Here is a 24,674-nt window from a genome sequence, read left to right as displayed (position 1 = left end):
CGGATGGACCGCCTCGCCGACGCGTGTGCTCCTTGCCTGAACCCGCAGGTCAGAGGGCAGTGAGCGGCACCTTCTCGGGCTCCGGTGCGGGAGCCGGCCGGCGCAGTACGACAAGGCTGACGAGAAGAGCGGCCACGAGGAGCCCGGCGGAGACGGTGAAGGCCAGCCGGTACCCGCCCGCCAAGGCCGCCGCCTCGGAGGTCCCGGAGGCGAGCAGGACGCCGGTGCGCGAAGCGGCGAGCGTGGACAGGACGGCGACGCCGAGCGCCATGCCGATCTGCTGCGTGGTGTTGAAAAGCCCTGACGCCAGCCCCGCGTCGTCGGCCTTGGCGCCGGACATGCCCAGCGTGGTCAGCGCGGGAAGCACCAGCCCGCCGCCCGCGATGAGCAGCATCACCGGGAGCAGGTCCACCGCGTACGAAGCCTGCACCGGCACCCTGGTCAGCCAGCCCATCGCCCCCAGCAGCAACACCAGCCCGGCCACCAGGACCGCGCGCTCACCGAAGCGGGTGTTGAGCCGCGCGGACACGAACAGCGACACCCCGCCGATGGCCACCGCCGCGGGCAGCATCGCCAGCCCCGTGGCGAGGGCGCCGTAGCCGAGGACCTTCTGCAGGTAGAGGGCGACGATGATCTGGAAGGCGAACATGGCGGACAGCGTCAGCATCTGCACCAGGTTGGCGCCCGAGACGTTCCGCGAGCGGAAGATGCGCAGCGGCATCAGCGGGGTACGCGCGGTCGCCTGCCGGAGGAGGAACGCGGCCAGCAGGACGACCGACACGGCTCCGAGGCCCAGCGTGTGCGCGGCCGGCCAGCCGTACTCCTCGACCTTGACCACCGTGTAGATCCCCAGCATCAGCCCCGCGGTCACCAGGATGGCTCCGAGGACGTCGGCGCCCCCGGCCAGGCCTGCTCCGCGATCGGCCGGCACAGCCTTGATCGCCAGCGCGACGGTGGCCACTCCGATCGGCACGTTGATGTAGAAGATCCAGTGCCAGCTCAGCGCATCGGTGAGCACCCCGCCCAGAACCTGGCCGATCGAGGCGCCGGCGGCCCCCGTGAAGCTGAAGACGCCGATCGCCTTTGCCCGCTCACGCGGCTCGGTGAACAGGGTCACCAGGATGCCCAGCACCACCGCGGAGGCCATCGCACTGCCCACTCCCTGCAGGAACCGCGCGGCGATGAGCAGACCGGGACCGGTGGCCGCCCCGGCGAGCAGGGAGGCCGCGGTGAAGACCACGTTGCCGGCCAGGAACATCACCTTGCGGCCGATGAGGTCGCCCAGCCGGCCGGCCAGCAGCAGTAATCCGCCGAACGCGATCAGGTACGCGTTGACGGTCCAGCTCAGCCCGGCAGGGGTGAAGCCCAGATCGCGCTGGATCGCGGGCATCGCCACAGTCACGATGCTGCCGTCGAGGATCGTCATCAGCATCGCGGCGGACAGCACGATGAGGGCGCGGAGTTTGGAATTCGACATGGTCTCTCCTGTTCAGAAGCAACAAGAGAGACCGTAGCAGATAGTTCCGTTACAGACTATCTTTTCCGGACCTATTGGCGGGCCCGGCGAGCCGTCGCCGACGCCTCCGCAGGGGTGGCGAGGTGCCCTTGAACCAGCCGATTCATCGCCCTGAGCAGCACCTCACGCTCGTCCTCCGGCAGAGCGCCGAGCGCCGCACGGTGCACGCCGTCAACGATCTTCTGGCTGCGTTCGGCGACCTCCCGGCCCTTGTCGGTGACCGCGATGATCCTGGCCCGCCGGTCGGTGCTGGACGGACGGCGCTCGGCCAGCCCGGCCTTCTCCAGGGCGTCCACCGTGACCACCATCGTGGTCTTGTCCATGTCGCCGATCTCGGCGAGCTGGATCTGGGTGCGCTCCTCCTCGATGGCGTGGACCAGCACACAGTGCATACGGGCGGTCAGCCCGATCTCGGCGAGCGCCGCCGCCATCTGGGTCCGCAGCACGTGGCTGGTGTGGTCGAGCAGGAACGACAGGTCGGGCATGGTGCGCGCAGGGGCCATGGCGGTCATGGGCCCATTCTAGTTTCGTTGCGGATTATCTGCTGCGGGCTCCCCTCGGGATTGCGGCCTCGGCCCGCGAGCCTGAGCTCAGGACACGGCCACGATCAGGCCGAACCGGTCAGTTCAGCGAGAGCCGATCGACGTTGGGGCCTCCGTTCGGGGTGGCGGCCGTGGCTCTGATCGTGTTCACCCCCTGCGCGAGGTCGGCGGTGACGGTGGCGGTCTGCCAGGTGGACCAGGCGCCGGTGCCGTTGAAGTCGCGGGTGACCGTGGCGCCGTTCACCGCGATGGCCATCGGCCGGTTCGTCGTGGTGCCGTTGGCGTAGCGGAATTCCAGGGTGGCCGGGCCGGCCGTCGCGGCGTTCACCGTCCATTCGACGTAGCTGCCGGTCACGTTCGTGTAGTTCACGAACCCCGTGCCGGTGAAGCCCGCGTGGTTGGACTCCACCGCGCCCTGCGAGATCGTCGCGTCCTCCGCCTGGTAGACGGCCGGGCCGGGCCCGGCCGGGACGGTGAGCGTCGTGGTGTTCCACCCGGACACCCGCACGCTTGGGGAACCGGTCAGGTCGGAGGTCCGGTAGGTGGCGGTGAGAGTCTTGGACTCTCCCGGCCAGAGGCTGATCGCGTTGTCCGACCACTGGATCGGCAGGACCGGTTTGCCCGCCGTGTCCACCACGTCGGCGTCCAGCATGAAGGCGGGGACGGCGCCGGTGCCCGTGTTCTTGATCGTCACGGTGATCCTGCCGTCGGAGGGCGTGGAGACGGTGGCGGTGATGGGGGTCTGAGCCAGGTTGTTGAGTCCGGTCAGGTTGGCGTAGCGGGAGGTCGGGACGTAATACCACTCGTTGCCGGCCCAGTCGATCACGTCGTCGGAGGTGGACAGCCAGTAGACGTTGCGGTCGATCTCCTGGCCGTCGCGGAGCAACGTCAGCCGTACCAGATAGGTCGTGGAAAGACCGCTGATGGCCGGTACGGTCACCGCCGTGGCCTTGCCCCCGTCGGCGGGAACGCTGACCGTCGACGTGTTGCCGTATTTGGCCGTGCCGTCGATGTTGAACACGTCGGTCTTGACGGTCAGGCCGGAGACGGGCGAGATCCCGGAGTTGACCACGACAACAGATTTGTTGTCGTACGAGTACTGCACGTGCAACGGTTTGTTGGCCTCGCGGGCGCCCCAGTAGGAGCCGCCCTGGTCCAGGTAGTAGTCGAAGAGCTGCCAGTGGAGCGACGACCAGCCGCTGTTGAGCATCCAGTAGATGACACCCGTGGACGGGTTGCTCGAGTCGGTGAAGTTACGGCCATAGGCCTCGAACTGCGCCCGGACCGCCTCGTACTGTGCGAGCTGCGCCTTCTTCACGTAGTCCGCGAGCCCGGACGGCACGCCGTACCGGCCTCTGAGGGCGTTGTGGTAGATCGTCAGGTCGTTGAAGGTGCCGGACGGCGAGCGGTGGTACTGGGTCGCGCTCGGGTTCTGCCAGAGCGAGTCGATCTGCGCGGAGGTCATCATCCGCCTGAGCGAGTCGAGCGTCGGGACGTCGGGGCCCGCGCTGGTCTCGGAGTTGAAGCCGAACGCCCCGCCTTCGCGCTTGTTGTACCAGTAACTCGGCGGCACCCAGTCGTACGGCCCGGGCATCTTCATGCCCGAGTTGCCCAGTTGCGGGCTGGACTTGTCGGAGGCCACGGGCACGATCGGGAGCTGCCACTCGGCGGCCGCGAGGGCGTCGAGGTAGTTGGTCTCCTTCTGGGCCGGCGGCGGGTTGTCCGAGCCGATCAGGAACGAGATCACGCTGGGATGGTTACGCAGCCGGATGGCCTCCGCCTGCATGGACGCCTTGGCGATCGGGTAGTCGGAGGCGCTGAACGAGCCCTCCCACTTGTTGCAGCACTCCCAGCCCGGCAGGGTCAGGATGCCGTACGTGTCGGCCAGGTCGTAGAGCTCGTCGCCGTCCAGGTGGCCTTCGACGCGGATCGTGTTGAGCCCGAGGTCCTTCACGTAGCGGATCTTGTCTTCCAGGTAGCGCAAATCCTTGCGGAGGAAGATGTCGGGAGACCAGCCGCCACCCCTGATCAGGATCGGCCTGCCGTTGATCTTGTAGAAGCGGCGGCCGTCGGCGTTCTTGCCCGACTCCACCTTCCGTACGCCGAAGCGCTGGGTCAGCGTGTCGCTCTCCACGCCGCCGGCCGTCGCCGTGAGGTTCAGGTCGTAGAGCGGCTGGGCGCCCATCGTGTGCGGCCACCACACCTGCGGGTCGGCGATGGCCTGGTTGAACGTGATCCGCTTGGTCTGGTTCGCGGCCAGCGCGACGTCCTGGGAGAACGCGAGCGCGCCGATCGTGCCCCTGACCGTGGCGGTCACCGCGCCACCCGTGCCGTTGCGGACGTCGACCTTGATCGTGAGGTCGGCGCGGTCGAGCGCGGGCACCGCCAGGTTCGTGATCACATGCGCGTCGCGGAGCGAGACGTCGGCGCTGCGCCTGATCAGGACGTCGCGGAAGATGCCCATGTTGTCGTCGCGCGGCAACTGCACCCAGTCGATCCAGCCGATCGTGAGGTGGTTGTTCGGGTTGTTCGGGTTGACGCGGAAGGCCACCGAGTTGACGCCCGGGCGCACCAGGGCGGTGACGTCCCGTTCGTGCCTGGTGTAGGCGCCGGCGACCTGGGCGGCGGCGGCGACCTGGGTGCCGTTCACCCAGACGTCGGCGCTGGAGATGACGCCGCTGAGGTCGAGAAACGTCCGTAATCCGGACTCGTTGCCGAGGGTGAAGTCGGAGCGGTACCACCACGGGACGTCGAAGTCCGCTGTCGGGATGGACTGCATGTTGGTGGAGTAGAACGGGTCTGGATAGACCTCGTTCTCCAGCAGACCGGCCAGGACGGTCGAGCGGGGGCCGACCGGGTACCAGCCGGTGGCCGCGTAGCCGGGGGTGGAGATCGTGGCGCCGGAGTCCGAGACCTTCGCCGAGGACTGGATCTTGTATCCCGTCAGGGCGGTCGCCGCCGGTACGGCCTGCGCGGCCCGAGGTACGGCCAGGGCCGCACCTCCGGCGCCCACCAGCAATGCACAGGCCGACAGCAGGATGAGGATGAGCCGAGAGCGCGCCATGAGTCCTCACAAGGCCGATATTTGTTAATAAACCTTCTTAACAACTAAATCGGATCTCGTAAATGGCCTCTCGTCAACGAAGCCGTCACCCGGTGCCGGCCCGTGTCTCCTCCGGCGGTAGTAGTGCCGCCGAATCTGCGCCCCCTGACGTACGGGTAAAAGAGCCTCACGGAGGACGATCTCCGTCGCGGCGGCGGCGACGATTCCTTGTGAACCCCCCGCGCTCTTCCCCCCTGCGTGCGAGCGGTGGGGCGGTGGGGCGACCCGTCGCCCCACCGCCCGGCGCGCCCGCCCGCCAGATCGACCATTCATCGGGAGACACCCCATGTACGCCGTACCACGACTGCCGTCCATCCTTGCCATCAGCGTGGCCACGCTCCTGGTCGCCTCCAGCACGGCGGCCGCGGAGACTTCCACGCCGTCGCAGGGCTGGACCGCCACCTGGAGCGCCTCTCCCCAGCGCCCGGGCACGAACTTCACCCCGAACTGGTCCGAACAGGGTTTCACCGATCAGACCATCCGCCAGGTGGTCCGTGTCAGCGCCGGTGGCTCGACAGCCAGGATCCGGCTGTCCAACGCCTACGGCTCCGCCCCGCTGAAGATCGCCGGCGCCACCATCGCCCGCGCGGAGAGCGGCGCCGCCGTGGAACCTGGGTCGCTGCGGCAACTCACCGTCAAGCGGGCGCGGGCGTTCACCATCCCCGCCGGCGCCGAGCTCGCCACCGACCCGGTGGCACTCGGTCTGGCCGATCTGGACTCGGTGACGGTCACGCTCTACCTCGCCGCGCCGACCGGCCCCGCGACCTATCACGCCCAGGCCATGGCGACCAGCTACCGAGCCGGGGGCGACCACCGCGCCGACAGCGGCGCCGGCGCGTTCGACCAGACTTCCCTGTCCTGGTATTACCTGAGCGGGGTGGACGTCACCGGCCGCGCCTCCCGCCGGGGCGCCGTCGTCGCCTTCGGTGACTCCCTCACCGACGGGTACGGCTCCACCCCCGGCGCCGACAACCGCTACCCCGACGAGCTGGCCGAGCGACTGGCCGCGACGGGCCGGCCGCGCGCCGTACTGAACCAGGGCATCGGCGGCAACCGGGTGACGGTCGACTCGGCGTGGCTCGGCGACAAGGCGACCTCCCGCTTCCGGCGTGACGTCCTGGACCAGCCCGGCGTGCGGTCGGTCATCATCCTGGAGGGCATCAACGACATCGGGATGAGCGAGGCCCCCTCCCCCATCGGCGCACCTCCCACCGACGTCCCCGCCGAAGAGATCATCGCGGGACACCGCGAGCTGATCCGGCAGGCCCACGCCAAGGGTGTGCGCGCCCTCGGCGCGACGCTGCCGCCGATGAAGGGCTCGCGCTACTACACGGCCCGCAGTGAGGCCAAGCGCGATGCGGTCAACGCCTGGATCCGGACGTCTGGCGCCTACGACGCGGTGGTCGATCTGGACCGCGCGCTCGCCTCGCCGTCCGACGAGGACCAGCTCGATCCCGCGTACGACTCCGGCGACCACCTGCACCTCAACGACGCCGGCTACAGGACGGCGGCCCACGCCGTCGACCCCGCCGACCTGGGCTGAACCACGAGCCGACGTCGCATGCCCGGCCCGGTGACCGCCTAACGGTCACCGGGTCGGTCTGACGTATTTCCAGGCGGCGAGCTCACCCGAAGCACGTGTCCGTCCGGAGCAGCCACTCCTCGAACAGCCCGTCTACCTGCGTGGACGTCGAGGTGCAGCTCAAGCTCTCGGGGCAACGTGGTCAACGGCAACCACCAGCGCGACCCCGTACGGGTCGGCGGAGACCGGGCGTACTGCCGGACGAAAACACGCAGCAGAAGCTCCTGTTACGGAAACGCCACAGAAACGCGGCAGCCGATTGCATCGTCCGTACCCGGCCGGGTCCATACATACGGGAAAGAAAGAGGCACACATGATTCGACACGAGCCGCAGCCCTCACGGCGTACCGCTCTCGGCCTGTTCGGAGCCGTCCCTCTGACCGCTAGCGGCGTGCCGGCCGCCTCGGGCGTCGCCGAAGCCGCCGCGGAATCCTCCCGCACCGGCAGAATCCCAGAGGACCTGCGCCCCGGCGGCGACTTCGACAGATACATCAGGAACCTGGCCGAGCAGGACAAGTTCTCCGGAACCGTGCTGCTGGCGCATCGCGGCCGCCACGTGCTGGCCCGCTCCTACGGCATGGCCGACAAGGAGAAGCGGATCCCCAACACGACCGACACCATCTACGCCATGGCCTCGGCGTCCAAGCCCTTCACCGGGCTGGCGGTCGTCCAGCTGGCCCAGCAGAAGAAGATCAAGTTCTATGAGAAGGTCGGCACGTATCTGGACGGATTTCCGGCGGAGATCGCCGAGCACGTCACGGTGCACCAGATGCTCACGCACACCGCCGGGATGACCGACCCCACCAACGACACCTCCGAAGGACGCGTTTTCCACAGTATCGAGGAGCGGACGCAGGACATCTCACGGCGGGCGCGCTCGCAGAAGCTGCGCTTCACTCCAGGGACGCGCAAGGAGTACTCCAGCATGGGTTACGAAGTTCTCGGGGAGCTGGTGACCACGGTGTCTGGGCAGCCCTTCCACGAGTACGTCCGTGAGCACATCTTCAAGGAGGCGGGCATGGAAAGCTCCGCCTACTACACCAGGACCGATTGGCTGGCCAACGAGCGCATCGCGCACCCGTACATGCTGCAGAAAGACGGCACACGCATCGACGGTGTCCGCCACCTGAACGAGGGCGGCAGCATGGGGGTGCCGGGCAGCAATTCGGCCCGCGCCTTCATCGGCTCGGGCGGCGGCAACGGCTTCACCACTGCTCCCGACCTGGTCCGTTTCGCGACCGCGCTGCAGAAGGACAGGTTGCTCCAACGCGCCTACACCGAGCTGTACGTGAACGCGAAGATCTCCGGCGCTCCGTTACGGGAAGGGCCCGCGGACCCGCGCCGCGGGGAGGCTTTCCACGCGTACGGGCCGACCTCGTCGATCTACAACGGCCGGCGTTACATCTCCCACGGCGGAGGCATCGCGGGCGGGTCGACGAATTGGAGCGTCTACCTCGACATCGACTGGGTGGCGGTCATTCTGTGCAACTACGACCTTGAGATCGAGCCGATCATCGCCCAGGAGAGGAGCCGGATCACCGCGTAGGTGGTGGCCGGAGCCCCGCGTACGGGGCAGGACTCCGCCCCCCTGCATGGAATCGCAGATCGGCCTGTACTCGTCGCAGCGATGGAAGCGGTCGCCGCGGCGCTTTGCCGGTCGAGCCCTCGGGCAGGCTGACCAAGGGAAGCCCCCACGCTTATTTCAGTGTGGAGAAGAAAGCACGAAGATCGCCCACGAGGATATCGGGGACCTCCATCGCGGGGAAGTGGCCGCTGGCGGTAGACCTTCATGCCTTCGTAGGTGCCGTGTGCCGAGGAAACGCCCGAGCCGGTCAACCACCAGCTGCTCACCGCGGTGAGCAGCTGGTGGAGGTCCACTGCCTGTTCGGGCAGGTCGTGTACTGGATCGGTCCATTCGCGGAACTTCTCCACGATCCAGGCGACCTGCTCGAAGCGGGCTTCGCCTTCGACTACCCGCAGTGGCCGGAGGCCGCCGACGACCTCGTGCGACGCCTGCGCGGCGGGCCTCGCTCCGCCATGTGAGCCTTCGGCTTCTCCAGCGACTTCTCATGGCCACCGGCCGGACACCGCCTACCGCGCTGTCGTGCGCAGCCTCAGCAAGACGTCCGGATCTGCCGATGAGCGGACGGGCTGTCGGACCGTGGCGTTACTGTCGCGGCATGGCTGACTTCATCGGTGATGAACTCAAGGATTCGCGGTTCGAGCGCGTCGACCTCAGCGGCGCGGAGTTTCACGCCAGCGACTTGGCCGGTGCCCACTTCCGCGGCGTGAACATGAGCGGCGTCGTGATGCGCGGAGTCGAGCTGGTCAACGTCGACATCTACGGCGAGATCGCGAACCTGACGATCAACGGTGTGGACATCGGGCCACTCATCAACGCCGAGCTCGACCGGCGGCATCCCGGCCGGGCCAAGATGCGCCCGACCGCGCCCGCCGGCTTCCGGGACGCGTGGGACACCATCGAGCGGCTCTGGGACGGCACCGTGCAACGGGCCCGCCGCGTGGATCCCGCACTGCTGCACGCTTCCGTCGACGGCGAGTGGTCCTTCGTCGAAACCTTGCGTCACCTCGTGTTCGCCACTGACGCATGGGTGAGAAGGGCCATTCTCGGCGATCCGGCTCCGTGGGACCCGCTGGACCTGCCGTGGGACGAGATGCCGGACACGCCGGGGATACCCCGCGACCGCAACGCACGACCGTCGCTGGACACGGTGCTCGAGCTACGTCGTGACCGGATGTCCACCGTGCGCGAGGTCATCGACGGCCTCACCGACGAGTCGCTGGACGGCCATACCGAACCGGTCGAGGCGCCGGGATGGCCACCATCGCGTGGCTACCCGGTGCGTGAATGCCTGCTGTGCATTCTCAACGAGGAATGGGAACATCGGCTCTACGCCGAACGGGATCTTGCCGCATTGGAGGCGCGCAACCTCTAGTGCTCTGACATCCCCGCAGCCGTGCACATCTTCTGTACGTACGCCTACAGCGGGGTCTTCTCGTGCGCAGGCAGAGGTCAGCGTCTTACACGATCTCGAGATTGCCCAACTCGTCCACGGCGACGCGATCCTCGCACGCCAGCAGCGTGATCATCCGTTCGGCCTCGTCCAGGCCGACATGCCGGCCACGTGATCGGCGAAGCTCCGGTTCGGGCGTCTCCAGCCAGAGCCGCGCCCCCTCGTGCCACATGACCTGTACGACACCCCCGGATCTGCCGACGCAGACCAGGTAGTCGCCGTCCTTCTGAGGCAGCGCTCGCAACCACTCCAGGCATTCCGCCAGCGTCTGGGGCTGCGGCTGCTCGTCGTACCGGCGCCCATCGGCGGACACCCGTACCTCAAGCATGGCCTCCGGAACCTCGGCCGAGATCACGGTGGAATCGACCTCCTCCCCGCGAAACAGCGGCCCCAGCACCTGCCACGCCGAGTGCCGCGGAACATCCACGGCAGCGGGCCGCTCCTGCCCCGGAGCGTCGCGGAGCGTGCCGCGGACCCGATCCCACTCGCGGTGCAGCTCCAGTTGACGGCCACGCATGTCGCGCAGGGACAGCCGAACGCCCGTCGGCAACGTGGGAACGTACATCTGCAGTACGGTCCGCGCCGCCATGACCGACGGCTTCGAGCTCCGCCGGCTGTTGCGACTGCGCCGCAGCGGCCCGCCCATCCCGCTGTCCAGCCGCAGGACATCGGCACGCGGCACCGGCACCCGCGTCCAGTCGCGCTGATCGATTCCCAGCCCTTTGCCGATCACGGCCCACCGGAAGCTTTCACAGTCCTCACCGTCAGCGGCCTCAGACCTATGCACGGGAACGACCTGGAGCCCGCGTCCGAACAGGTGCGGCTTGTTGCGGAAGAAATCACTCTCACCGGGCCCCAGCAGCGCGGCTGTGTCGAGCGCGAACCCGGGAACGTCAATCGACCGGAGGTGAACGACGCCGTCGAGGTCGTCGGAGTCCGCGAGCTCCACCACCGCATCGAGCAACGCGGCGACGACGTCCTCGCGATATCCGGCGTTGGCCCGCAGGGTCAGCACCCGCTCACCACGGATCTGGTAGACGCTCGTACCGAATGCGCTCTGTTCCACCAGAACCTCATGACCGGCTATCCGCGCCGGCACCGCGGGAGCGGGCCGCCCCTCCTGGATCAACTCCTCAAGCGATCTGCTCTCTCCCATCCAGGCACCCTAGCGCCGAACCGTCACAGAGCCCCGGGCGGACGACCCGGACTGTGTTTCGAAACTCCAGCCCGGCCTGAAGATCCGAACTCGGAACAGGCCCTGTCCGCGGTGGTCCGCCGGATCCCAGACCCTCTGCCATGGTGAAGACGAAGTGACGCTCGCTCGGTGATGTGACTCGATCCAGTCTTCACAGAGGGTTACCGACATACCACCCTTAACACTAATGATCCACATTTTGTGCCATTCACGTTGACAACAGCCTTATTCCGGCCGATGCTTTCTTCGCTGCGCGCCCATCTTTTGACCATCGTGCCCAATATTTGGGCATCCCGGGAGAAGTTCACGCCGTGTTCGCGACGCATTGCAGGAAACCCGAGGCCGAATCCGCCCCCGCCTTATCAAGGCGCCCTATGGAGGGCGGCGTGGGGCCGGGAGCCACCAAGGAGAGGGGCGTCGCGCTGTGCCGTGATGGCACGCCGGCCTGCCCTGCACCACCGATCGGAGCGAGCGCGCGGTGACCGTCGTCACCGACCTCACGAGCAGGCGGCTTTCCGGCTGGTGCGATCTGCCCTGCTCCCCCATCGCTTCGTCAATCGCCCGCCGCTGGGTGTCGGCGATGCTCGCCTCCTGGGGACTGCCTTTGTCCGCCGGCAACGAGGCGACGATCGCCGAGCTGACCAGCGAGCTGGTCACGAACGCGGTCCAGCACGCGGCCCCGCCCGCTCGCGGATCCTCCGACATAAGGATCAACGTGCGGGTCGGGAACACCACGGTCTGGCTGGCGGTCTGCGACCCTGATCCGACCCTCCCCACGCAGCGATGCCCCGACTTCCTCGCCGAAAGCGGGCGTGGGCTGTTCCTGGTGGAGGCGCAGGCCGACCATTGGGGCGCCGTCCAGCACGAAGCCGGCAAGTACGTCTGGTTCAGCCTGGAGTGCCTCGACGGCGCCCGACGGGCGGGCGATGCGCCGCCTGCCAGGACATTCGCTGAGCGTTCCCCATCCGGCGCCTCGAACACGAAGGAGAACCCGCTATGTCCCCCGTCGTCCTTCCCCACGACGTCCGCGGCTCCGGGCCGCACCGCGTAATCGTGTTGCACGGCTGGTTCGGAGACCGCGGCTCCTTCAGGAAGATCCAGCCCTACCTGGACGGCGACGCCTTCACCTACGCCTTCCCCGACTACCGGGGGTACGGTGAGGCCCGCGACCTCACCGGCGAGTACACCCTCGCCGAGATCGCCGCCGACGTGGTGGCACTCGCCGACAAGCTGGGCTGGGACGACTTCTCCCTGGTCGGGCACTCGATGGGCGGCACGGCGATGCAGCGGGTGATGCTGGACGCGCCCGGCCGGGTCCGCAAGCTCGTCGGCATCTCTCCGGTGCCGGCCTCCGGCGTGCCGTTCGACGACGACGGGTGGGCGCTGTTCTCCGGCTCCGCCGAGGAGCCCGCCAACCGTCGTGCGATCATCGATCTCACCACCGGCAACCGGCTTCCGGGCCCGTGGCTCGACGAGATGGTGGACAACTCGCTGCGGAACTCCGCGGTGACCGCCTACCGAGGCTACCTGGACGCCTGGGCCCGCACCGACTTCCACACCGAGGTGTCCGGAGCCACCACACCCGTGCTCGTCATCGCCGGTGAGCACGACCCCGCGCTTTCCGCCGATGTCATGAGGGGTACGTGGCTGCAGTGGTACCCGAACGCCGAGCTGCTGACATTCGCGGACGCCGGCCACTACGCGATGGATGAGACGCCGTTGAGCCTGGTGTCCGCCATCGAACGCTTCCTGGCCGTCTGACGATCTTCAGAGGGGATGTCCGTGATCGATATGAATACGACGGTCAACGTCTTCGACCCGCGTATCTACACACAAGGCATCCCGCACGAGACGTACCGCTGGCTGCGCGACCACGAGCCCGTTCACTGGCAGGAGGAGCACGAGGTCGGCGACTGGCCGGCCGGGCCCGGGTTCTGGGCGGTGACCCGCCACGCGGACGTCGTACGCGTGCTGCGCACGCCGGTGGAGTACAGCTCCTGGCTCGGCGCCACCCAGATCCGTGACCCGGACCCCGCCGACCTGTCGTTCATCCGGCGCACGATGCTCAACCTCGATCCGCCGGACCACGGCCGGCTTCGGCGGATCGTCTCCGGCGTGTTCACCGCCAGGCGCGTCGAGCGCTTCACGGCAGGCATCACGGCACGGGCACGTCTGCTCGTCGACGAGATCGCCGAGCGAGGCGAGTGCGACCTGCCGGTGGACATGACCGACGACTACCCGATCCACAACCTCGCGGATCTCCTCGGCATCCCCTCCGCCGACCGCGGCCAGATCCTGGAGTGGACCAACCGCGTGATCGGCTACCAGGATCCCGAGCACGCCACCGTCGTCCTCGGCCCGGACGGCAAGCCGGCCAACCCGCGCTCCCCGGCCATGCTCAGCGACATGTTCGAGTACGCTCACTCCCTCGCCGCCTACAAGCGCCGGAATCCGGCAAACGACGTCATGACCGCGCTCGCCACGGCGGAGGTGGACGGGCAACGTCTCACCGATCCCGAACTGTCGATGTTCTTCTTCCTCCTGGTCGTCGCGGGCAACGACACTGTGCGTTCGGCCCTGCCCGGCGGGATGCTCGCCTTGCTCGACCATCCCGACCAGCATCGCCGGCTCCTCGATCAGCCTGAGCTCCTCGACTCGGCCATCGAGGAGATGCTGCGCTGGCATCCCCCCGTCCTCAGCTTCCGGCGTACCGCCGTACACGACACCGTCCTGGCCGGGCGGCGCATCTCCGCAGGCGACAAGGTCGTCGTCTTTCACGGTGCCGCCAACTTCGACGAGCGGCGCTTCCCTGACCCGATGCGTTTCGACATCGCACGCCGGCCCAATGACCACATCTCGTTCGGGGACGGCCCGCACGTGTGCCTCGGCTCCCGTTTCGCCCGGCTGCAACTCCGGGCGTTCTACCAGGAACTTCTCTGGCGGCTGCCTGACGTCGAACTCGCCGGACCACCTGTCCGGCTGGTGTCGAACTTCATCGGCGGCATCAAGCACCTGCCCGTGCGCTACACCCCCGTACCTCGCCAAGGCGTCGAATGACCGCGGAGCAACACAGCGCCGCCGCCCCCATGGCGGGCTCGAAGACGATCGACACCGGACTGGGGCTCCTGGAGATCCTCAGGGACCACCCGGACGGGTTGACGATCACCGAACTCGCGCAGCTGGCCGGGATCCATCGCAACGCCGTCTCCCGCCATCTGTCCGCGCTCGGCAACCACCGGCTGGTCGCACGGATCGGCACCCGCTTCACCCTCGGCCTCGGCATCGTGGAGCTCAACGCCGCCGTGCAGCACAGGCTCCGCGGCGCGGCGACCTCCGCACTCCAGGCGCTGGCCGACACCTGCAACGCCACCGCTTTCATCACCGTGCTCGACATCGACCAGAGCCAGGCGGTGGTGCTCACCGTGGCCGAGCCGCGCGTCTCGCAGTTCCACGTCAGCTACCGCGCCGGCACCCGGCACCCCGCCAACCGCGGCGCCTCCGGGATCGCCATCCTGGCCGGCCGCCCACCCTGCCCGGGCGAGCGACCGGAAATCGCGCAGGCCCGCGCCACCGGCTACTCGGTCACCGCGGGTGAGCTGCAGCCAGGGGCGTGGGGCATCGCCGCCCCGATCCCGACGCCAGGACGCCCGGCCGACGCCAGCGTGGGCGTGGTCACCATCGGCGTGCGAGATGAGAGCACGATCGTCCCACTGGTGCTCAGCGCCGCGACCGAGATCGCGCGGCTCCTCTAGGGCGACAGGATCCGTACGAGCCGGCAAAAGAAAGATCAGTCAACTTGTGGTGGCAGCGGCAGCTGCCTGGGCGCGTGCTCGGGGTCTGGGCCAGACGCCGGCAGTCGGTTCCGGTCTCGATGATCATGGCTGTGCCAGTCGACGATGACCGCGCACGACCAGGATCGGTGGAGGTGCGGCTAGCAGGTGCTCGCCCGCGGCCGTACTCGGCGGATGCGCCGGTCGCAGCTCGCCGCGACGTTCCCCTGCGCGTCTCGTGCAGGGACTATGGAGCGGCTCTAGGCGGCGCGGCCGATCGCCTCCCAGAGTGACAGGTCATTTCAACTCTGTGTCACGGGTAATGGACGCTCGCCATCACGCCATGTCACAATGAGTAATCATCATGTTACTCGATGTACCACGGGTGCTGGTCTGCCAGGGCTCTGGGCCGCCTTGCGGCCCAGGCTGAACTGGCGCTCCTGTGTGCGCAAGGGTGAGGGCGTCGGCTCCCGCCTGGAGTGAGCGGACGGCCGCCGCATGGCTGAAGGCCGGTCGTGTCGGTGTCCGGACCATTGGTGGCCCCCCCGGGACAGAGCCCGGGGCAGAGCGAAGGCGAGGGGGCGGGGATGCATCTGACTCCGCATGAGCAGGAACGTCTCATGATTCATGTGGCTGCGGACGTGGCCTGGAAGCGTAAAAAGCGGGGGGTTCTGCTCAACTACCCGGAGGCGGTCGCGCTGTTGACCGCGTACGTTCTCGAAGGAGCCCGGGACGGCAAATCCGTCCACGAGCTCATGTGCCCCCCGGACCCGAAGGTGCTCAACCGCAATGACGTCATGGAGGGCGTCCCGGAGATGATCTCCGACATCCAGATCGAAGCCACCTTCCCCGATGGCACCAAGCTGGTCACCATCCGCAACCCCTTCCCGGACGCCGGCAAGGATGCGCTGGTTCATCCCGGGAAGATCGACCATCCCCAGGACACCGAGCCGGTGGCCTTCAACGTCGGCCGTGACGTCACGACTCTGATCGTCACCAACACTGACGACCGTCCCATCCAGGTCGGCTCCCACTACCACTTCTACGAGGCCAACCCCCGTCTCGAATTCGAGCCCCGCGCCGACGCCTACGGCAAGCGGCTGAACATCGCCGCCGGCAGCTCCATCCGGTTCGAACCCCGGTGTCCGCGGGAAGTGGAGCTCGTGCCCATTGAGGGCAAGCGCGTTGTCGCGGGCCTGCGCGGCGAGGTCGGAGGTCCCCTCGATGCCTAAGCCCCTGACCCGTGTCGAGTACGCCGACAGGTTCGGCCCCACAGCTGGTGACCGCATCCGCCTGGCGGACACCAACCTGCGGATCGAGGTCACCGAGGACTGGTCCGGCGGTCCTGGACGCAGCGGCAACGAGGTCGTCTTCGGCGGCGGCAAGGTGATCCGCGAATCGATGGGCCAGTCCTGCGCGCCGCGCGACTCCGCGGAGCCCGGCGCCCCGCAGCCCCCCGACACCGTCATCACCGGCGCCGTCATCCTGGACCACTGGGGTGTCGTCAAGGCCGACGTCGCCATCCGCGACGGCCGGATCATCGCGCTCGGCAAGGCCTACAACGACGAGACCATGGACCCGCTCCACGACGGCCACGGGAGGGCCACGGACTTCCTCATCGGTCCTGAGACCGAGGTCATCGCGGGCAACGGCAAGATTCTCACTGCGGGTGGAGTCGACACCCACGTCCACTTCATCTGCCCCGAGCAGATCCACGAGGCGCTCGCCGCCGGCGTCACCACCCTGATCGGTGGCGGCACGGGCCCCGCGGAGGGCAGCACCGCCACCACCGTCACGCCCGGTTCCTGGCACATCGCCAGGGCGTTCGAGGCGCTGGACGCTTTTCCGGTCAACATCGGGCTGCTCGGCAAGGGCAGCACCATGTCCACAGAATCACTCCGCAACCAGGTGAAGGCGGGCGTCCTCGGCTTCAAGATTCACGAGGACTGGGGCGCCACTCCCGCCGTGCTGCGCAGGTGCCTGGAGGTGTGCAAGGAGACCGGTGCCCAACTCGCCCTGCACGCCGACTCGCTGAACGAGGCCGGCGCGGTCGCCGACACCATCGAGGCCATCGGCGACCACCCGATCCACGTCTTCCACGTCGAGGGCGCCGGCGGCGGCCATGCCCCGGACATGATCACCATGGTGAGCCTGCGGAACGTGCTGCCCGCCTCCACCAACCCCACCCGGCCCTTCACCGTCAACACGGTCAAGGAGCACATCGACATGGTGATGGTCTGCCATCACCTGAACCCGGAGCTGCCGGAGGACAAAGCCTTCGCCGAGTCGCGGATCCGGCCTTCCACGATGGCCGCCGAGGACATTCTGCACGACCTCGGCGCCATCTCGATCATGTCATCGGACGCCCAGGCCATGGGCCGCATCGGCGAGATGATCATGCGGACGTGGCAGACCGCGCACGTGATGAAGGCCCGGCGCGGCTCCCTGGACGGTGACGACGGGGCCGACAATAATCGCGCCCGCCGCTACGTCGCCAAATACACCATCAACCCGGCGATCGCGCACGGCATCGACCACGAGGTCGGCTCGGTCGAGGTGGGCAAGCTCGCCGACCTGGTGCTGTGGGAGCCGAAGTTCTTCGGCGTCAAGACGCATCGGGTCATCAAGGGCGGCCAGATCGCCTATGCGCAGGTGGGCGATGCCAACGCCTCCATCACCACCCCGCAGCCGGTCCTGCCCCGCGCCGTGTTCGGCGCGACCGGCAAGGCACCTGCCGCCAACTCGGTCAACTTCGTCACCACAGACGCCATCAAGGCCGGCCTGCTCGACGAGCTCAAGGTGAGCAAGGAGTTCAGGCCCATCCGCAACACCCGCAAGGTCTTCAAAGAGAACATGCGGGAGAACAACACCCGCCCCGACATCCGCATCGATCCCGACACGTTCGAGGTGGAGATCGGCGGAGCAAAGGCCAAGGACGTGAAGACGGAGGTCGACGACCAACTCGTCGAGCGAGACTACGCCACCGAACTGCCCATGGCTCAGCGCTACTTCCTCTTCTGACCGCCGCACCGTGAACGACCGCACCGTGAACGAAAGGTGAGCCCCGCACGATGAACCGTGCCGCACTGCTCGTCCTGGCCGACGGCCGTTTCCCCGCCGGAGGGCACGCCCACTCCGGCGGGGCCGAACCCGCTGTCACCGCGGGACGCGTCCGCGACGTCACGAGCCTGGAGGAGTTCTGCCGCGGCCGGCTGCACACCAGCGGTCTGGTCGCGGCGGGTCTCGCCGCCGCGACCGCCGCTGGATACGACCCGCTCCTGCTGGACGAGGCTGCCGACGCCCGCACCCCCGCCCCCGCCCTGCGCCAGAGCGCGCGCAGGCTCGGACGGCAAATGCTGCGGGCCGCCCGAGCCACCTGGCCGTCGGCCGAGCTCGACGCCCTGGCCGCGGCCCGGCCGCGGGGCGCTCACCAGCCCGTGGTCCTCGGCCTCACCGCCCGCTCCGCAGGCCTGACCGCGCTGGATGCCGCGTGCGCGGCGGCGTACGAGAGCGTCAGCGGCCCGGCTACCGCGACCGTCCGCCTGCTCAGGCTGGACCCCTTCGACGCCATCGCCATCCTCGCCCGCCTCGCCGCCGACATCGATCACGTCGCCGCGCAGGCAGCCGAAGCCGCGCAGCGCGTCCACACTGACGGCGTCGGCGCGCTGCCCGCCGTCTCGGCGCCGCTGCTCGACATCACCGCCGAACAGCACGCCGCCCGCCCGGCACGCCTGTTCGCCTCCTGACCCGACCTCGCTTGTAACCCGAACGCCGCCTCCTGACCACCGCACCACTCGTTCGACCACCCGGAGCAGCCATGCACCTCCACCACAGCGACGCCTTTCCCGAGGGCCACACCCACGGCCCCGGCGGCTCCTCCTCCGAGCGCCCCGACGGCCGCCGCCGCGCCCTGCGCATCGGCCTGGGCGGGCCGGTCGGCACCGGCAAGACCGCCACCGTCGCCGCCCTGTGCCGCGCGTTGCGCGACGAGGTGTCCATCGCCGTCGTCACCAACGACATCTACACCCGTGAGGACGCCGACTTTCTGCTCCGGGAGGCCGTCCTGCCCGCCGAGCGCATCGCGGCGGTCGAGACCGGGGCTTGCCCGCACACCGCCATCCGCGACGACATCTCCGCCAATCTCGAAGCCGTCGAGGACCTGGAGGATCAGCTTGGCCCGCTCGAGCTGATCCTGATCGAGTCAGGCGGCGACAACCTCACCGCGACCTTCTCCAAGGGCCTCGTCGACGCCCAGATCTTCGTCATCGACGTCGCGGGCGGCGACGACATCCCCCGCAAGGGCGGCCCCGGCATCACCACCGCCGACCTCCTCGTCATCAACAAGACCGACCTCGCCCCCTACGTCGGCGTCGACCTGGAGGGCATGGCCCGCGACGCCAAAGCCCAGCGCGGCGACCTGCCTGTCGCCTTCACCGCCCTGAAGACCGAAGGCGGCATCACACCCGTGTCGGACTGGGTCCGAGAGCGCCTCGCCAACTGGACCGCGAGCTCCGCATGACTCTCACCTCATCCCAGACCACCGCGGCCGGGTGCACCGCCCCGGGCGTGCACGCCACCGCCCGCATCAGGGCGACCAGCGCGGGAACCACCACCGCCCTGCCCGTTCTGGCCGGCGACGGTCCTTTCGACCTGCGCCGCAACCGCCCGCACGGAAACCAAGCACGGGTGTGCATCCTCGGTGCCATGAGCGCCCCGCTCGGCGGCGACCGACTGCGCATCGAAGCCACCGCCGAACAAGACGCCCACCTGCACATCACCACAGTGGCCGCCACCATCGCCTTGCGCGGCCCCACCCCCGAGCACGCCACCTACGACGTTCACCTGACCGTGGCCGACCAGGCGAGCCTGCACTGGCTGCCCCAGCCGCTGATCTCCGCCGCACGCAGCAACCTGCGGCAGACCTGCACCATCGACCTCGCCGCCAGCGCGCGACTCGTCCTGCGCGAGGAACTGGTCCTCGGCCGCGCCAACGAACCGCCGGGCCGGCTGACCACCCGCCTCACCGTCCGGCACGACGGACATCCTCTCCTGGACCAGCAGACCATGTACGGTCCGGACGCACCCGGCTGGGACGGCCCCGCCATCCTCGCCGGCCACCGCGCCGTCGGCCAGATCCTCATCGTCGACCCCGCCTACGAGAAAGAGCCGCCCCACGTCCGGCTGGTCGGAGACGACCCCACCCACGGACAGGCCGTGCTGACACCGCTCGCCGGTCCCGCCATTCTGGTGACGGCCCTGGCCACGGACACAATGCACCTGCGCCGCCTCCTCGACGCGGCATATCCCATTGCGTAAACGCGTCACGGCGTCGCCGCCGACAGATCGGCTCCAGGCCGGCTACGGCACGTGCTTGACCGCCCGACCCGTACGCATCCCAGGCCCGGGAGATGAGCCTCTACCGCCGCTACTTCGACCTGGTCGCCGCCGGCCGCAAGACCGTCGAGGTCCGCGTGCAGTACCCGAACCTGATCGCGCGGCTCCTCTAGCACGACAGGATCCGTATGACCGCAGACCCCCTCTGCCCACATCCGTTTCCCTGTACTACCGGTGACCAGCGCTCGTTACTTCTTGGTACGTGCGGACGAGCTGAGATGATTTGCCTCAGAAGGGCGATCGAAGAACGCGGAGACCACCCGCGTGTGCAGCGGGAACGCCATCTCCCGCGGCCCGTCGATCATGGACCACTCCATCGTCTCGGCCGTGGGCACGACCGGCGGCAGAGCGGCCGCATCGGTCCGCGGTCCCAGCCCGAAGACCAGCAGTGTGCCATCAGGGGCGCTGAGCACGTCGAACAGCCGCACACGATCCGCGTCGACCACAACGGCCGTCTCCTCGTACAGCTCCCTGGCAGCGGCCTGCTGCCAGCTCTCCCCCAGCTCGATGAAGCCGCCGGGCAGGGCAAGCGCGCCCCGGTGCGGCTCGATCCCGCGGCGCACCACCAACAGGCCGTCGTCCACAGGCAGCAGCAGCACCGCGACCGGCAGCGGGTTGAGATAGCCGGTGTTTCCACAACCGGAGCAGGTACGCGGCCATGCCTGATCCGGGTCGAACCGCTTGCCGCAGAAGGAGCAGTGCGAGTTCCTGATCGCCATGGGAAGACACTAGCTCCCATCCCCCGATCCTGAGCCGCCTGCGACGTTGCAAGCCCATGCGGTTCGAGGACCGCCGCACAGCTCCAGCAGCCCAGTCACGCGAACACGACTCCCATGGCGTGCCGGCGGGAGCTGAGGCAAGAAGACCCGCCACGTCAAGATCAAGGACACGAGACGGGATGGATCCTGGATCACGCGAAGATCGCCCAGACGTTCTCTTGACATTGAAGCCCCTTGAGGATCAAGATCAAGTGTCGAGATCATGGTGTGCTACCCGCTCCAGAAAGGCAAGACCTCCAGGGTGCCGGCGACGTCACCCGACCCCGCGTACGGCTCACGGCGAAATGCGGCACAACGACGGATAGCACGGTCGTTCATGCCACCACGCTCACCTGCGGACAGCGGATCTCCGCGCGCAGTGGGGCACCCCCATCATGAACCCGCAGCTCCTGATACCACCACGTACAGCGACTATTGAAGGAGACACAGATGCGTCTACGTGCAGCCCTCCTCGGCGCCGGTCTGGCCGTCCTGGCCATCGGTGCACTCGGCACGCCTGCTCAGGCTGCCAACTGGAAATGGATCGCCGATTACAACAGCAAGTCCAGGTGCGTCGACGCCGGCACCCAGTATGTACGTGAGGGCTTCAGCGCGTACAAGTGCCCGTGGATCGGCGCCTCGGGCCACTACAGCCTCTGGGTCAAGTAAGTAATGTCCGTCGGGGCCATCGTGCACCCGTAGTGCCCCACGGGCACGAATCCGCCTTTTGCCTTCGGCGTCCCCGCGGGCAATAGGCGGATTCACAACGCCGTCTCCCGCCATCTGGTCGCGCTCGGAACCAGCGGCTGGTCGCACGCATGCACAGCCATCCGCCGTCGACGTGCACGAACTGTCCCGCGGTAAACGCAGCGCCAGGTTCGCACGTTCCCAAGTCGGTCGCCGCTGCCCGCCTCAGACGTGACTCGCCGATCGGTTGGGTGCCGGTCTGAGTCCTGCCTCCTGTCCGCCCGCTGACCTCCACCCCGACAACAACCGGTGGGCACGTCACAATCCTCCGGCACTCCACCCCGCGGCGCGACTGACGGTCAGCGGACGATGGGCCCGAAATCCTGAGCCGCCTGCGCCCTTGCCTGACTCTTGCGGTTCGAGGACTCGCCTGAGGAGTGGCCGGATGCGGACACCAGCGATCGCCAACCCTGAGATGTCATCAATCGTCCCATTTATGTCACGTTCCATCTCCAGCTCTCCGGGAGTCCGCTGTGCTCAAGCGACTGCTCGCGTCCACCGGCATCGCGGCCGTGGTCCTGCCGTTAGCCTCCACGTCCGCTCAGGCCGCGACTCCGGTCGTGGAGATCGTCAAGGTGTACTACGACTCGCCGGGGTCCGACCGGGGCGGCAACGCCTCCCTCAACGGAGAGTACGCGGTGCTGCGCAACACGACGAAGAAGAGCATCCAGCTCGAGAAATGGATCCTGCGGGATGTGACCGGCTACAAGTACAGGTTCCCGGGATTCACCCTCAAGCCAGGTAAGTCGGTGACCGTCCGCTCAGGCCAAGGGACCGACACCACGACCACCCTGTACTGGGGTCGCAAGTGGTACGTCTGGAACAACACCGGGGACACTGCAGGCCTTTATCGAGGCAGCGACCTCAAGAAGATCGACGCCTGCGGCTGGGGGCGCGGCGGCACCTCCACCCTCTGCCGATAGACGGAGCGCGACTCCCGCCACCTGAACGAGTACGCCGTCGGCGGTGTGGCCGTGGCCACAGCGTTCGGGCAGCAGCAGCCGAACGACTTGGGGACAGTTGAAGATCTCCTTCCGGTGCCGTACCGAATGGGCAGCGCCGCCCAGGACGGCCATGTGCCTCGCCAGCTCCCCTCAGCCGACCGCGCCTGCCGCCGAGTAGGTGACCAGGGTCTGGTCGGGGTTGTCTGCGAGTTGCAGCACGACGTGACTGTAGTTGAGCGGCCCGAGCCTCGGATGGCGAAGCTTCTTCGATCCGCTGCCCACCGCCATGACGTCATGCCGCGGCCACCACTGCCGGACCTCCTCGCTGTCCCCCTTCAGCTCCTCGATCAGGGTCTCGAAGCCGGGATCGTCCGGGTGCCTGGCCGCGGCGAGCCGGAACCGGCCGAGCATGGCACGGGCCTCCGGTTCCCATTCGAGATACACCGTTCGGGCGCACGGCGCGGTGAACATCCAGCGCACGAGGTTGCGCTCGCCGGTGGGCAGCGCGTCCCAGTCGGCGAACAGCTCACGCGCGGCGGGGTTCGAGGTCAGTACGTCCCAGCGGCGTCCCTTGACGATCGTCGGGAACGGCTCCAGCCGCTGGACCAGGGCGACCACTCCAGGATCGATCCACTCGACCGGTGCCGCGGCGGCGCCGGCGCCGGGCGGGTCCTCTCCGCCGCGGGCCAGCACCCGCAGGTATTGCCGTTCGGCGCCGGACATCCGCAGCGCGTCGGCCAGGGCGTCCAGCACCTGGGCCGAGGGCCGCACGGGACGGCCCTGCTCGAGGAACGTGTAGTACGTAACGGAGACGTTGGCCAGCAGCGCGACCTCCTCGCGGCGCAGTCCCACCGTGCGCCGGCGGCTTCCGGCGGGCAAGCCGACATCGCTGGGACGCAGGCGTTCGCGCCGGGAACGGAGCAACTGTCCCAGGGCCTGCAGATCACCGGTTGCTGCCATACAGCGCAGCCTAGTCATGCCAATACCAGTAACAAGCTGCTCTGGTTACCAGTTTCAGTCTCGCCCATGCTGGGCCCATGACGATCACCCCGGAAACCATCACCATCCCCGTGGCCGACGGCACCACCGTGCCCGCCTACCTGGCCCGCCCGACCGGCCGCGCCGCCCCGGTCGCGGTGCTCGTGGCGCACGAGCTATTCGCGGTGAACCCCGACATCCGGGGCGTGGCCGATGCCTTGGCGCAGGCCGGGTACCTGACCCTCGTGCCGGAGTTCTACCACCGGCACGCCGAACCCGGCCGCTGGCTCGAACGCACCGACGCCGGACGCCGAGAAGGATTCGCCCTCCTGCACCAGTTGCGCCGCGACGAGGCCCTGGCCGACGTGGACGCCTGCCTGAGCTGGCTGGGCGCGCAGCCGGCTATTCAGCGGACCGCGATGATCGGCTTCAGCGCCGGCGGCCACCTGGCCTACCTGGCAGCCTGCCAACTGCCGATCAGCCGCACCGCGGTGCTGTACGGCGGCTGGCTGCCCACCACCGATATCCCGATGAGCCGGCCCACCCCCACGCTCGAGCTGACCTCTGGGATCAGCGGCCGGTTGCTCTACCTGGTCGGCGAGGACGACACACTGATCGACGCGGGCCAGCGCGGTCAGATCCGCGCTGCGCTGGAACAGGCCGACGTCGAGCACGAAATGGTCACCTACCCCGACGTCGCTCACGCGTTCTTCTGGCCCGGCACGCCGGCCTTCAACCAGAAGGCCCGAGACGACGCCTGGACCCGGATCCTGACCCTGCTCGCCGACTCTTGAGACTCCCTCAGAACGAGCCGAACCGACCAGTACACCACCACGATGCCGTGCTCCATGTTCAGCGTGATCTGGCGTGGAACCCCGGGCGTTTACGCCCGGGAGGAAACGACAGCGCGGGAGGGCCCCCAGGCCCGAGCGGTGCTCTGACAGTCGGTCTCTGTGGGTAGCTCAGCCTGGCCGCTTCTGGTTCTCGATGTACTCCTTGATGATCGACAAGGGTCCCCCGCCGCAGGACGCGGCGAAATACGAGGGGGACCAGAAATGGCCGCCCCACAGATACCGGCGGATGTGGACCGGAAACTCCTTGCGCAGCAGC

Annotated in this window: 24 protein-coding genes; 17 read left to right on the top strand and 7 right to left on the bottom strand. The window is 68.3% G+C overall.

The window, feature by feature from the left end; all coding sequences use genetic code 11:
- Positions 1-49: 49 nt before the first annotated feature.
- The 3 genes from ACIBX3_RS34200 to ACIBX3_RS34190 all read right to left on the bottom strand — a co-directional run bounded on the left by ACIBX3_RS34200 (position 50) and on the right by ACIBX3_RS34190 (position 5,122).
- Positions 50-1,477 (bottom strand): DHA2 family efflux MFS transporter permease subunit, encoded by a 1,428-nt coding sequence (locus ACIBX3_RS34200; RefSeq protein WP_397124325.1) that lies wholly within the window; start codon positions 1,475-1,477, stop codon positions 50-52.
- A gap of 71 nt (positions 1,478-1,548) precedes the next feature.
- A complete protein-coding gene (locus ACIBX3_RS34195; protein WP_397124324.1) occupies positions 1,549-2,028 on the bottom strand; it encodes a MarR family winged helix-turn-helix transcriptional regulator in 480 nt (159 codons plus the stop codon).
- Positions 2,029-2,137: 109 nt separating this feature from the next.
- Positions 2,138-5,122: a glycosyl hydrolase 2 galactose-binding domain-containing protein gene (locus ACIBX3_RS34190; RefSeq protein ID WP_397124323.1), complete on the bottom strand. Its 2,985-nt coding sequence runs from the start codon at positions 5,120-5,122 to the stop codon at positions 2,138-2,140.
- A gap of 325 nt (positions 5,123-5,447) precedes the next feature.
- Here ACIBX3_RS34190 and ACIBX3_RS34185 point away from each other — a divergent pair, with 325 nt between their 5' ends.
- The 4 genes from ACIBX3_RS34185 to ACIBX3_RS34170 all read left to right on the top strand — a co-directional run bounded on the left by ACIBX3_RS34185 (position 5,448) and on the right by ACIBX3_RS34170 (position 9,700).
- On the top strand, positions 5,448-6,704 hold the full coding sequence (locus ACIBX3_RS34185; RefSeq protein WP_397124322.1) for an SGNH/GDSL hydrolase family protein: 1,257 nt from the start codon (positions 5,448-5,450) through the stop codon (positions 6,702-6,704).
- Positions 6,705-7,056: 352 nt separating this feature from the next.
- Positions 7,057-8,289, top strand: coding sequence for a serine hydrolase domain-containing protein (locus tag ACIBX3_RS34180; RefSeq protein ID WP_397124320.1), 1,233 nt, complete (start codon positions 7,057-7,059; stop codon positions 8,287-8,289).
- 320 nt (positions 8,290-8,609) lie between these two features.
- Positions 8,610-8,786 (top strand): hypothetical protein, encoded by a 177-nt coding sequence (locus ACIBX3_RS34175; protein ID WP_397124318.1) that lies wholly within the window; start codon positions 8,610-8,612, stop codon positions 8,784-8,786.
- Between the two features lie 137 nt (positions 8,787-8,923).
- The gene (locus ACIBX3_RS34170; protein ID WP_397124316.1) at positions 8,924-9,700 is read left to right on the top strand and encodes a DinB family protein; all 777 of its coding nucleotides are present in this window, start codon (positions 8,924-8,926) and stop codon (positions 9,698-9,700) included.
- 85 nt (positions 9,701-9,785) lie between these two features.
- Here the strand turns inward: ACIBX3_RS34170 and ACIBX3_RS34165 are convergent, their stop codons facing one another.
- Entirely contained in the window at positions 9,786-10,934 is a 1,149-nt protein-coding gene (locus ACIBX3_RS34165) for a hypothetical protein (RefSeq protein WP_397124314.1), read from the bottom strand.
- Positions 10,935-11,451: 517 nt separating this feature from the next.
- On the opposite strand from ACIBX3_RS34165, the gene ACIBX3_RS34160 reads away from it, so the two are divergent.
- The 10 genes from ACIBX3_RS34160 to ACIBX3_RS34115 all read left to right on the top strand — a co-directional run bounded on the left by ACIBX3_RS34160 (position 11,452) and on the right by ACIBX3_RS34115 (position 20,250).
- Positions 11,452-12,024, top strand: a complete 573-nt coding sequence (locus ACIBX3_RS34160; protein WP_397124312.1) for an ATP-binding protein — start codon at positions 11,452-11,454, stop codon at positions 12,022-12,024.
- Positions 11,970-12,734, top strand: coding sequence for an alpha/beta fold hydrolase (locus tag ACIBX3_RS34155; protein ID WP_397124310.1), 765 nt, complete (start codon positions 11,970-11,972; stop codon positions 12,732-12,734). Before ACIBX3_RS34160 ends, ACIBX3_RS34155 begins: the two co-directional genes overlap by 55 nt.
- Before the next feature lie 30 nt (positions 12,735-12,764).
- Complete coding sequence (locus ACIBX3_RS34150) at positions 12,765-14,030, top strand: cytochrome P450 (RefSeq protein ID WP_397124776.1); 1,266 nt, start codon at positions 12,765-12,767, stop codon at positions 14,028-14,030.
- Positions 14,027-14,725 carry an IclR family transcriptional regulator gene (locus ACIBX3_RS34145; RefSeq protein ID WP_397124308.1) on the top strand — a complete coding sequence of 233 codons (699 nt, stop codon included), beginning with the start codon at positions 14,027-14,029 and terminating at the stop codon, positions 14,723-14,725. The genes ACIBX3_RS34150 and ACIBX3_RS34145 overlap by 4 nt, the downstream gene beginning before the upstream one ends.
- Positions 14,726-15,330: 605 nt before the next feature.
- Positions 15,331-15,975, top strand: a complete 645-nt coding sequence (locus ACIBX3_RS34140) for an urease subunit gamma (RefSeq protein ID WP_397124306.1) — start codon at positions 15,331-15,333, stop codon at positions 15,973-15,975.
- The gene (locus ACIBX3_RS34135) at positions 15,968-17,764 is read left to right on the top strand and encodes an urease subunit alpha (protein WP_397124304.1); all 1,797 of its coding nucleotides are present in this window, start codon (positions 15,968-15,970) and stop codon (positions 17,762-17,764) included. The genes ACIBX3_RS34140 and ACIBX3_RS34135 overlap by 8 nt, the downstream gene beginning before the upstream one ends.
- A 50-nt stretch (positions 17,765-17,814) precedes the next feature.
- The gene (locus ACIBX3_RS34130; RefSeq protein ID WP_397124302.1) at positions 17,815-18,489 is read left to right on the top strand and encodes an urease accessory protein UreF; all 675 of its coding nucleotides are present in this window, start codon (positions 17,815-17,817) and stop codon (positions 18,487-18,489) included.
- A gap of 71 nt (positions 18,490-18,560) precedes the next feature.
- The gene (ureG, locus tag ACIBX3_RS34125) at positions 18,561-19,262 is read left to right on the top strand and encodes an urease accessory protein UreG (protein ID WP_397124300.1); all 702 of its coding nucleotides are present in this window, start codon (positions 18,561-18,563) and stop codon (positions 19,260-19,262) included.
- Positions 19,259-20,059 carry an urease accessory protein UreD gene (locus tag ACIBX3_RS34120; RefSeq protein WP_397124298.1) on the top strand — a complete coding sequence of 267 codons (801 nt, stop codon included), beginning with the start codon at positions 19,259-19,261 and terminating at the stop codon, positions 20,057-20,059. Before ureG ends, ACIBX3_RS34120 begins: the two co-directional genes overlap by 4 nt.
- Positions 20,060-20,151: 92 nt before the next feature.
- Entirely contained in the window at positions 20,152-20,250 is a 99-nt protein-coding gene (locus tag ACIBX3_RS34115) for an ASCH domain-containing protein (protein ID WP_397124296.1), read from the top strand.
- Between the two features lie 75 nt (positions 20,251-20,325).
- Here the strand turns inward: ACIBX3_RS34115 and ACIBX3_RS34110 are convergent, their stop codons facing one another.
- Positions 20,326-20,856 (bottom strand): NUDIX domain-containing protein, encoded by a 531-nt coding sequence (locus tag ACIBX3_RS34110; RefSeq protein ID WP_397124294.1) that lies wholly within the window; start codon positions 20,854-20,856, stop codon positions 20,326-20,328.
- 489 nt (positions 20,857-21,345) lie between these two features.
- Between ACIBX3_RS34110 and ACIBX3_RS34105 the strand changes: the two genes are divergently transcribed.
- Positions 21,346-21,564, top strand: a complete 219-nt coding sequence (locus tag ACIBX3_RS34105; protein WP_397124292.1) for a hypothetical protein — start codon at positions 21,346-21,348, stop codon at positions 21,562-21,564.
- 551 nt (positions 21,565-22,115) lie between these two features.
- Entirely contained in the window at positions 22,116-22,565 is a 450-nt protein-coding gene (locus ACIBX3_RS34100; RefSeq protein ID WP_397124290.1) for a lamin tail domain-containing protein, read from the top strand.
- A 171-nt stretch (positions 22,566-22,736) separates the two neighbouring features.
- Here the strand turns inward: ACIBX3_RS34100 and ACIBX3_RS34095 are convergent, their stop codons facing one another.
- Entirely contained in the window at positions 22,737-23,546 is an 810-nt protein-coding gene (locus ACIBX3_RS34095; RefSeq protein WP_397124288.1) for a helix-turn-helix transcriptional regulator, read from the bottom strand.
- 77 nt (positions 23,547-23,623) lie between these two features.
- Between ACIBX3_RS34095 and ACIBX3_RS34090 the strand changes: the two genes are divergently transcribed.
- Positions 23,624-24,358, top strand: a complete 735-nt coding sequence (locus tag ACIBX3_RS34090) for a dienelactone hydrolase family protein (RefSeq protein WP_397124286.1) — start codon at positions 23,624-23,626, stop codon at positions 24,356-24,358.
- A 168-nt stretch (positions 24,359-24,526) separates the two neighbouring features.
- Here the strand turns inward: ACIBX3_RS34090 and ACIBX3_RS34085 are convergent.
- Positions 24,527-24,674: transposase (locus ACIBX3_RS34085; protein WP_397124774.1), on the bottom strand; the 148-nt coding region annotated here is incomplete at its 5' end.

Source organism: Nonomuraea sp. NPDC049480 (genome assembly GCF_044465905.1).
Taxonomy (GTDB): Bacteria; Actinomycetota; Actinomycetes; order Streptosporangiales; family Streptosporangiaceae; genus Nonomuraea.
The sequence above is the reverse complement of the archived record's forward strand: the minus strand, read 5'-3'. Positions and strand labels throughout refer to the sequence as shown.

Coding starts and splice junctions, on each gene's coding strand:
- ACIBX3_RS34200 (WP_397124325.1), bottom strand. CDS start 1,477: ATGTCGAATTCCAAACTCCGCGCCCTCATCGTGCTGTCCGCCGCGATG.
- ACIBX3_RS34195 (WP_397124324.1), bottom strand. CDS start 2,028: ATGACCGCCATGGCCCCTGCGCGCACCATGCCCGACCTGTCGTTCCTG.
- ACIBX3_RS34190 (WP_397124323.1), bottom strand. CDS start 5,122: ATGGCGCGCTCTCGGCTCATCCTCATCCTGCTGTCGGCCTGTGCATTG.
- ACIBX3_RS34185 (WP_397124322.1), top strand. CDS start 5,448: ATGTACGCCGTACCACGACTGCCGTCCATCCTTGCCATCAGCGTGGCC.
- ACIBX3_RS34180 (WP_397124320.1), top strand. CDS start 7,057: ATGATTCGACACGAGCCGCAGCCCTCACGGCGTACCGCTCTCGGCCTG.
- ACIBX3_RS34170 (WP_397124316.1), top strand. CDS start 8,924: ATGGCTGACTTCATCGGTGATGAACTCAAGGATTCGCGGTTCGAGCGC.
- ACIBX3_RS34165 (WP_397124314.1), bottom strand. CDS start 10,934: ATGGGAGAGAGCAGATCGCTTGAGGAGTTGATCCAGGAGGGGCGGCCC.
- ACIBX3_RS34155 (WP_397124310.1), top strand. CDS start 11,970: ATGTCCCCCGTCGTCCTTCCCCACGACGTCCGCGGCTCCGGGCCGCAC.
- ACIBX3_RS34150 (WP_397124776.1), top strand. CDS start 12,765: ATGAATACGACGGTCAACGTCTTCGACCCGCGTATCTACACACAAGGC.
- ACIBX3_RS34145 (WP_397124308.1), top strand. CDS start 14,027: ATGACCGCGGAGCAACACAGCGCCGCCGCCCCCATGGCGGGCTCGAAG.
- ACIBX3_RS34140 (WP_397124306.1), top strand. CDS start 15,331: ATGCATCTGACTCCGCATGAGCAGGAACGTCTCATGATTCATGTGGCT.
- ACIBX3_RS34135 (WP_397124304.1), top strand. CDS start 15,968: ATGCCTAAGCCCCTGACCCGTGTCGAGTACGCCGACAGGTTCGGCCCC.
- ACIBX3_RS34130 (WP_397124302.1), top strand. CDS start 17,815: ATGAACCGTGCCGCACTGCTCGTCCTGGCCGACGGCCGTTTCCCCGCC.
- ureG (WP_397124300.1), top strand. CDS start 18,561: ATGCACCTCCACCACAGCGACGCCTTTCCCGAGGGCCACACCCACGGC.
- ACIBX3_RS34120 (WP_397124298.1), top strand. CDS start 19,259: ATGACTCTCACCTCATCCCAGACCACCGCGGCCGGGTGCACCGCCCCG.
- ACIBX3_RS34115 (WP_397124296.1), top strand. CDS start 20,152: ATGAGCCTCTACCGCCGCTACTTCGACCTGGTCGCCGCCGGCCGCAAG.
- ACIBX3_RS34110 (WP_397124294.1), bottom strand. CDS start 20,856: ATGGCGATCAGGAACTCGCACTGCTCCTTCTGCGGCAAGCGGTTCGAC.
- ACIBX3_RS34105 (WP_397124292.1), top strand. CDS start 21,346: ATGCGTCTACGTGCAGCCCTCCTCGGCGCCGGTCTGGCCGTCCTGGCC.
- ACIBX3_RS34095 (WP_397124288.1), bottom strand. CDS start 23,546: ATGGCAGCAACCGGTGATCTGCAGGCCCTGGGACAGTTGCTCCGTTCC.
- ACIBX3_RS34090 (WP_397124286.1), top strand. CDS start 23,624: ATGACGATCACCCCGGAAACCATCACCATCCCCGTGGCCGACGGCACC.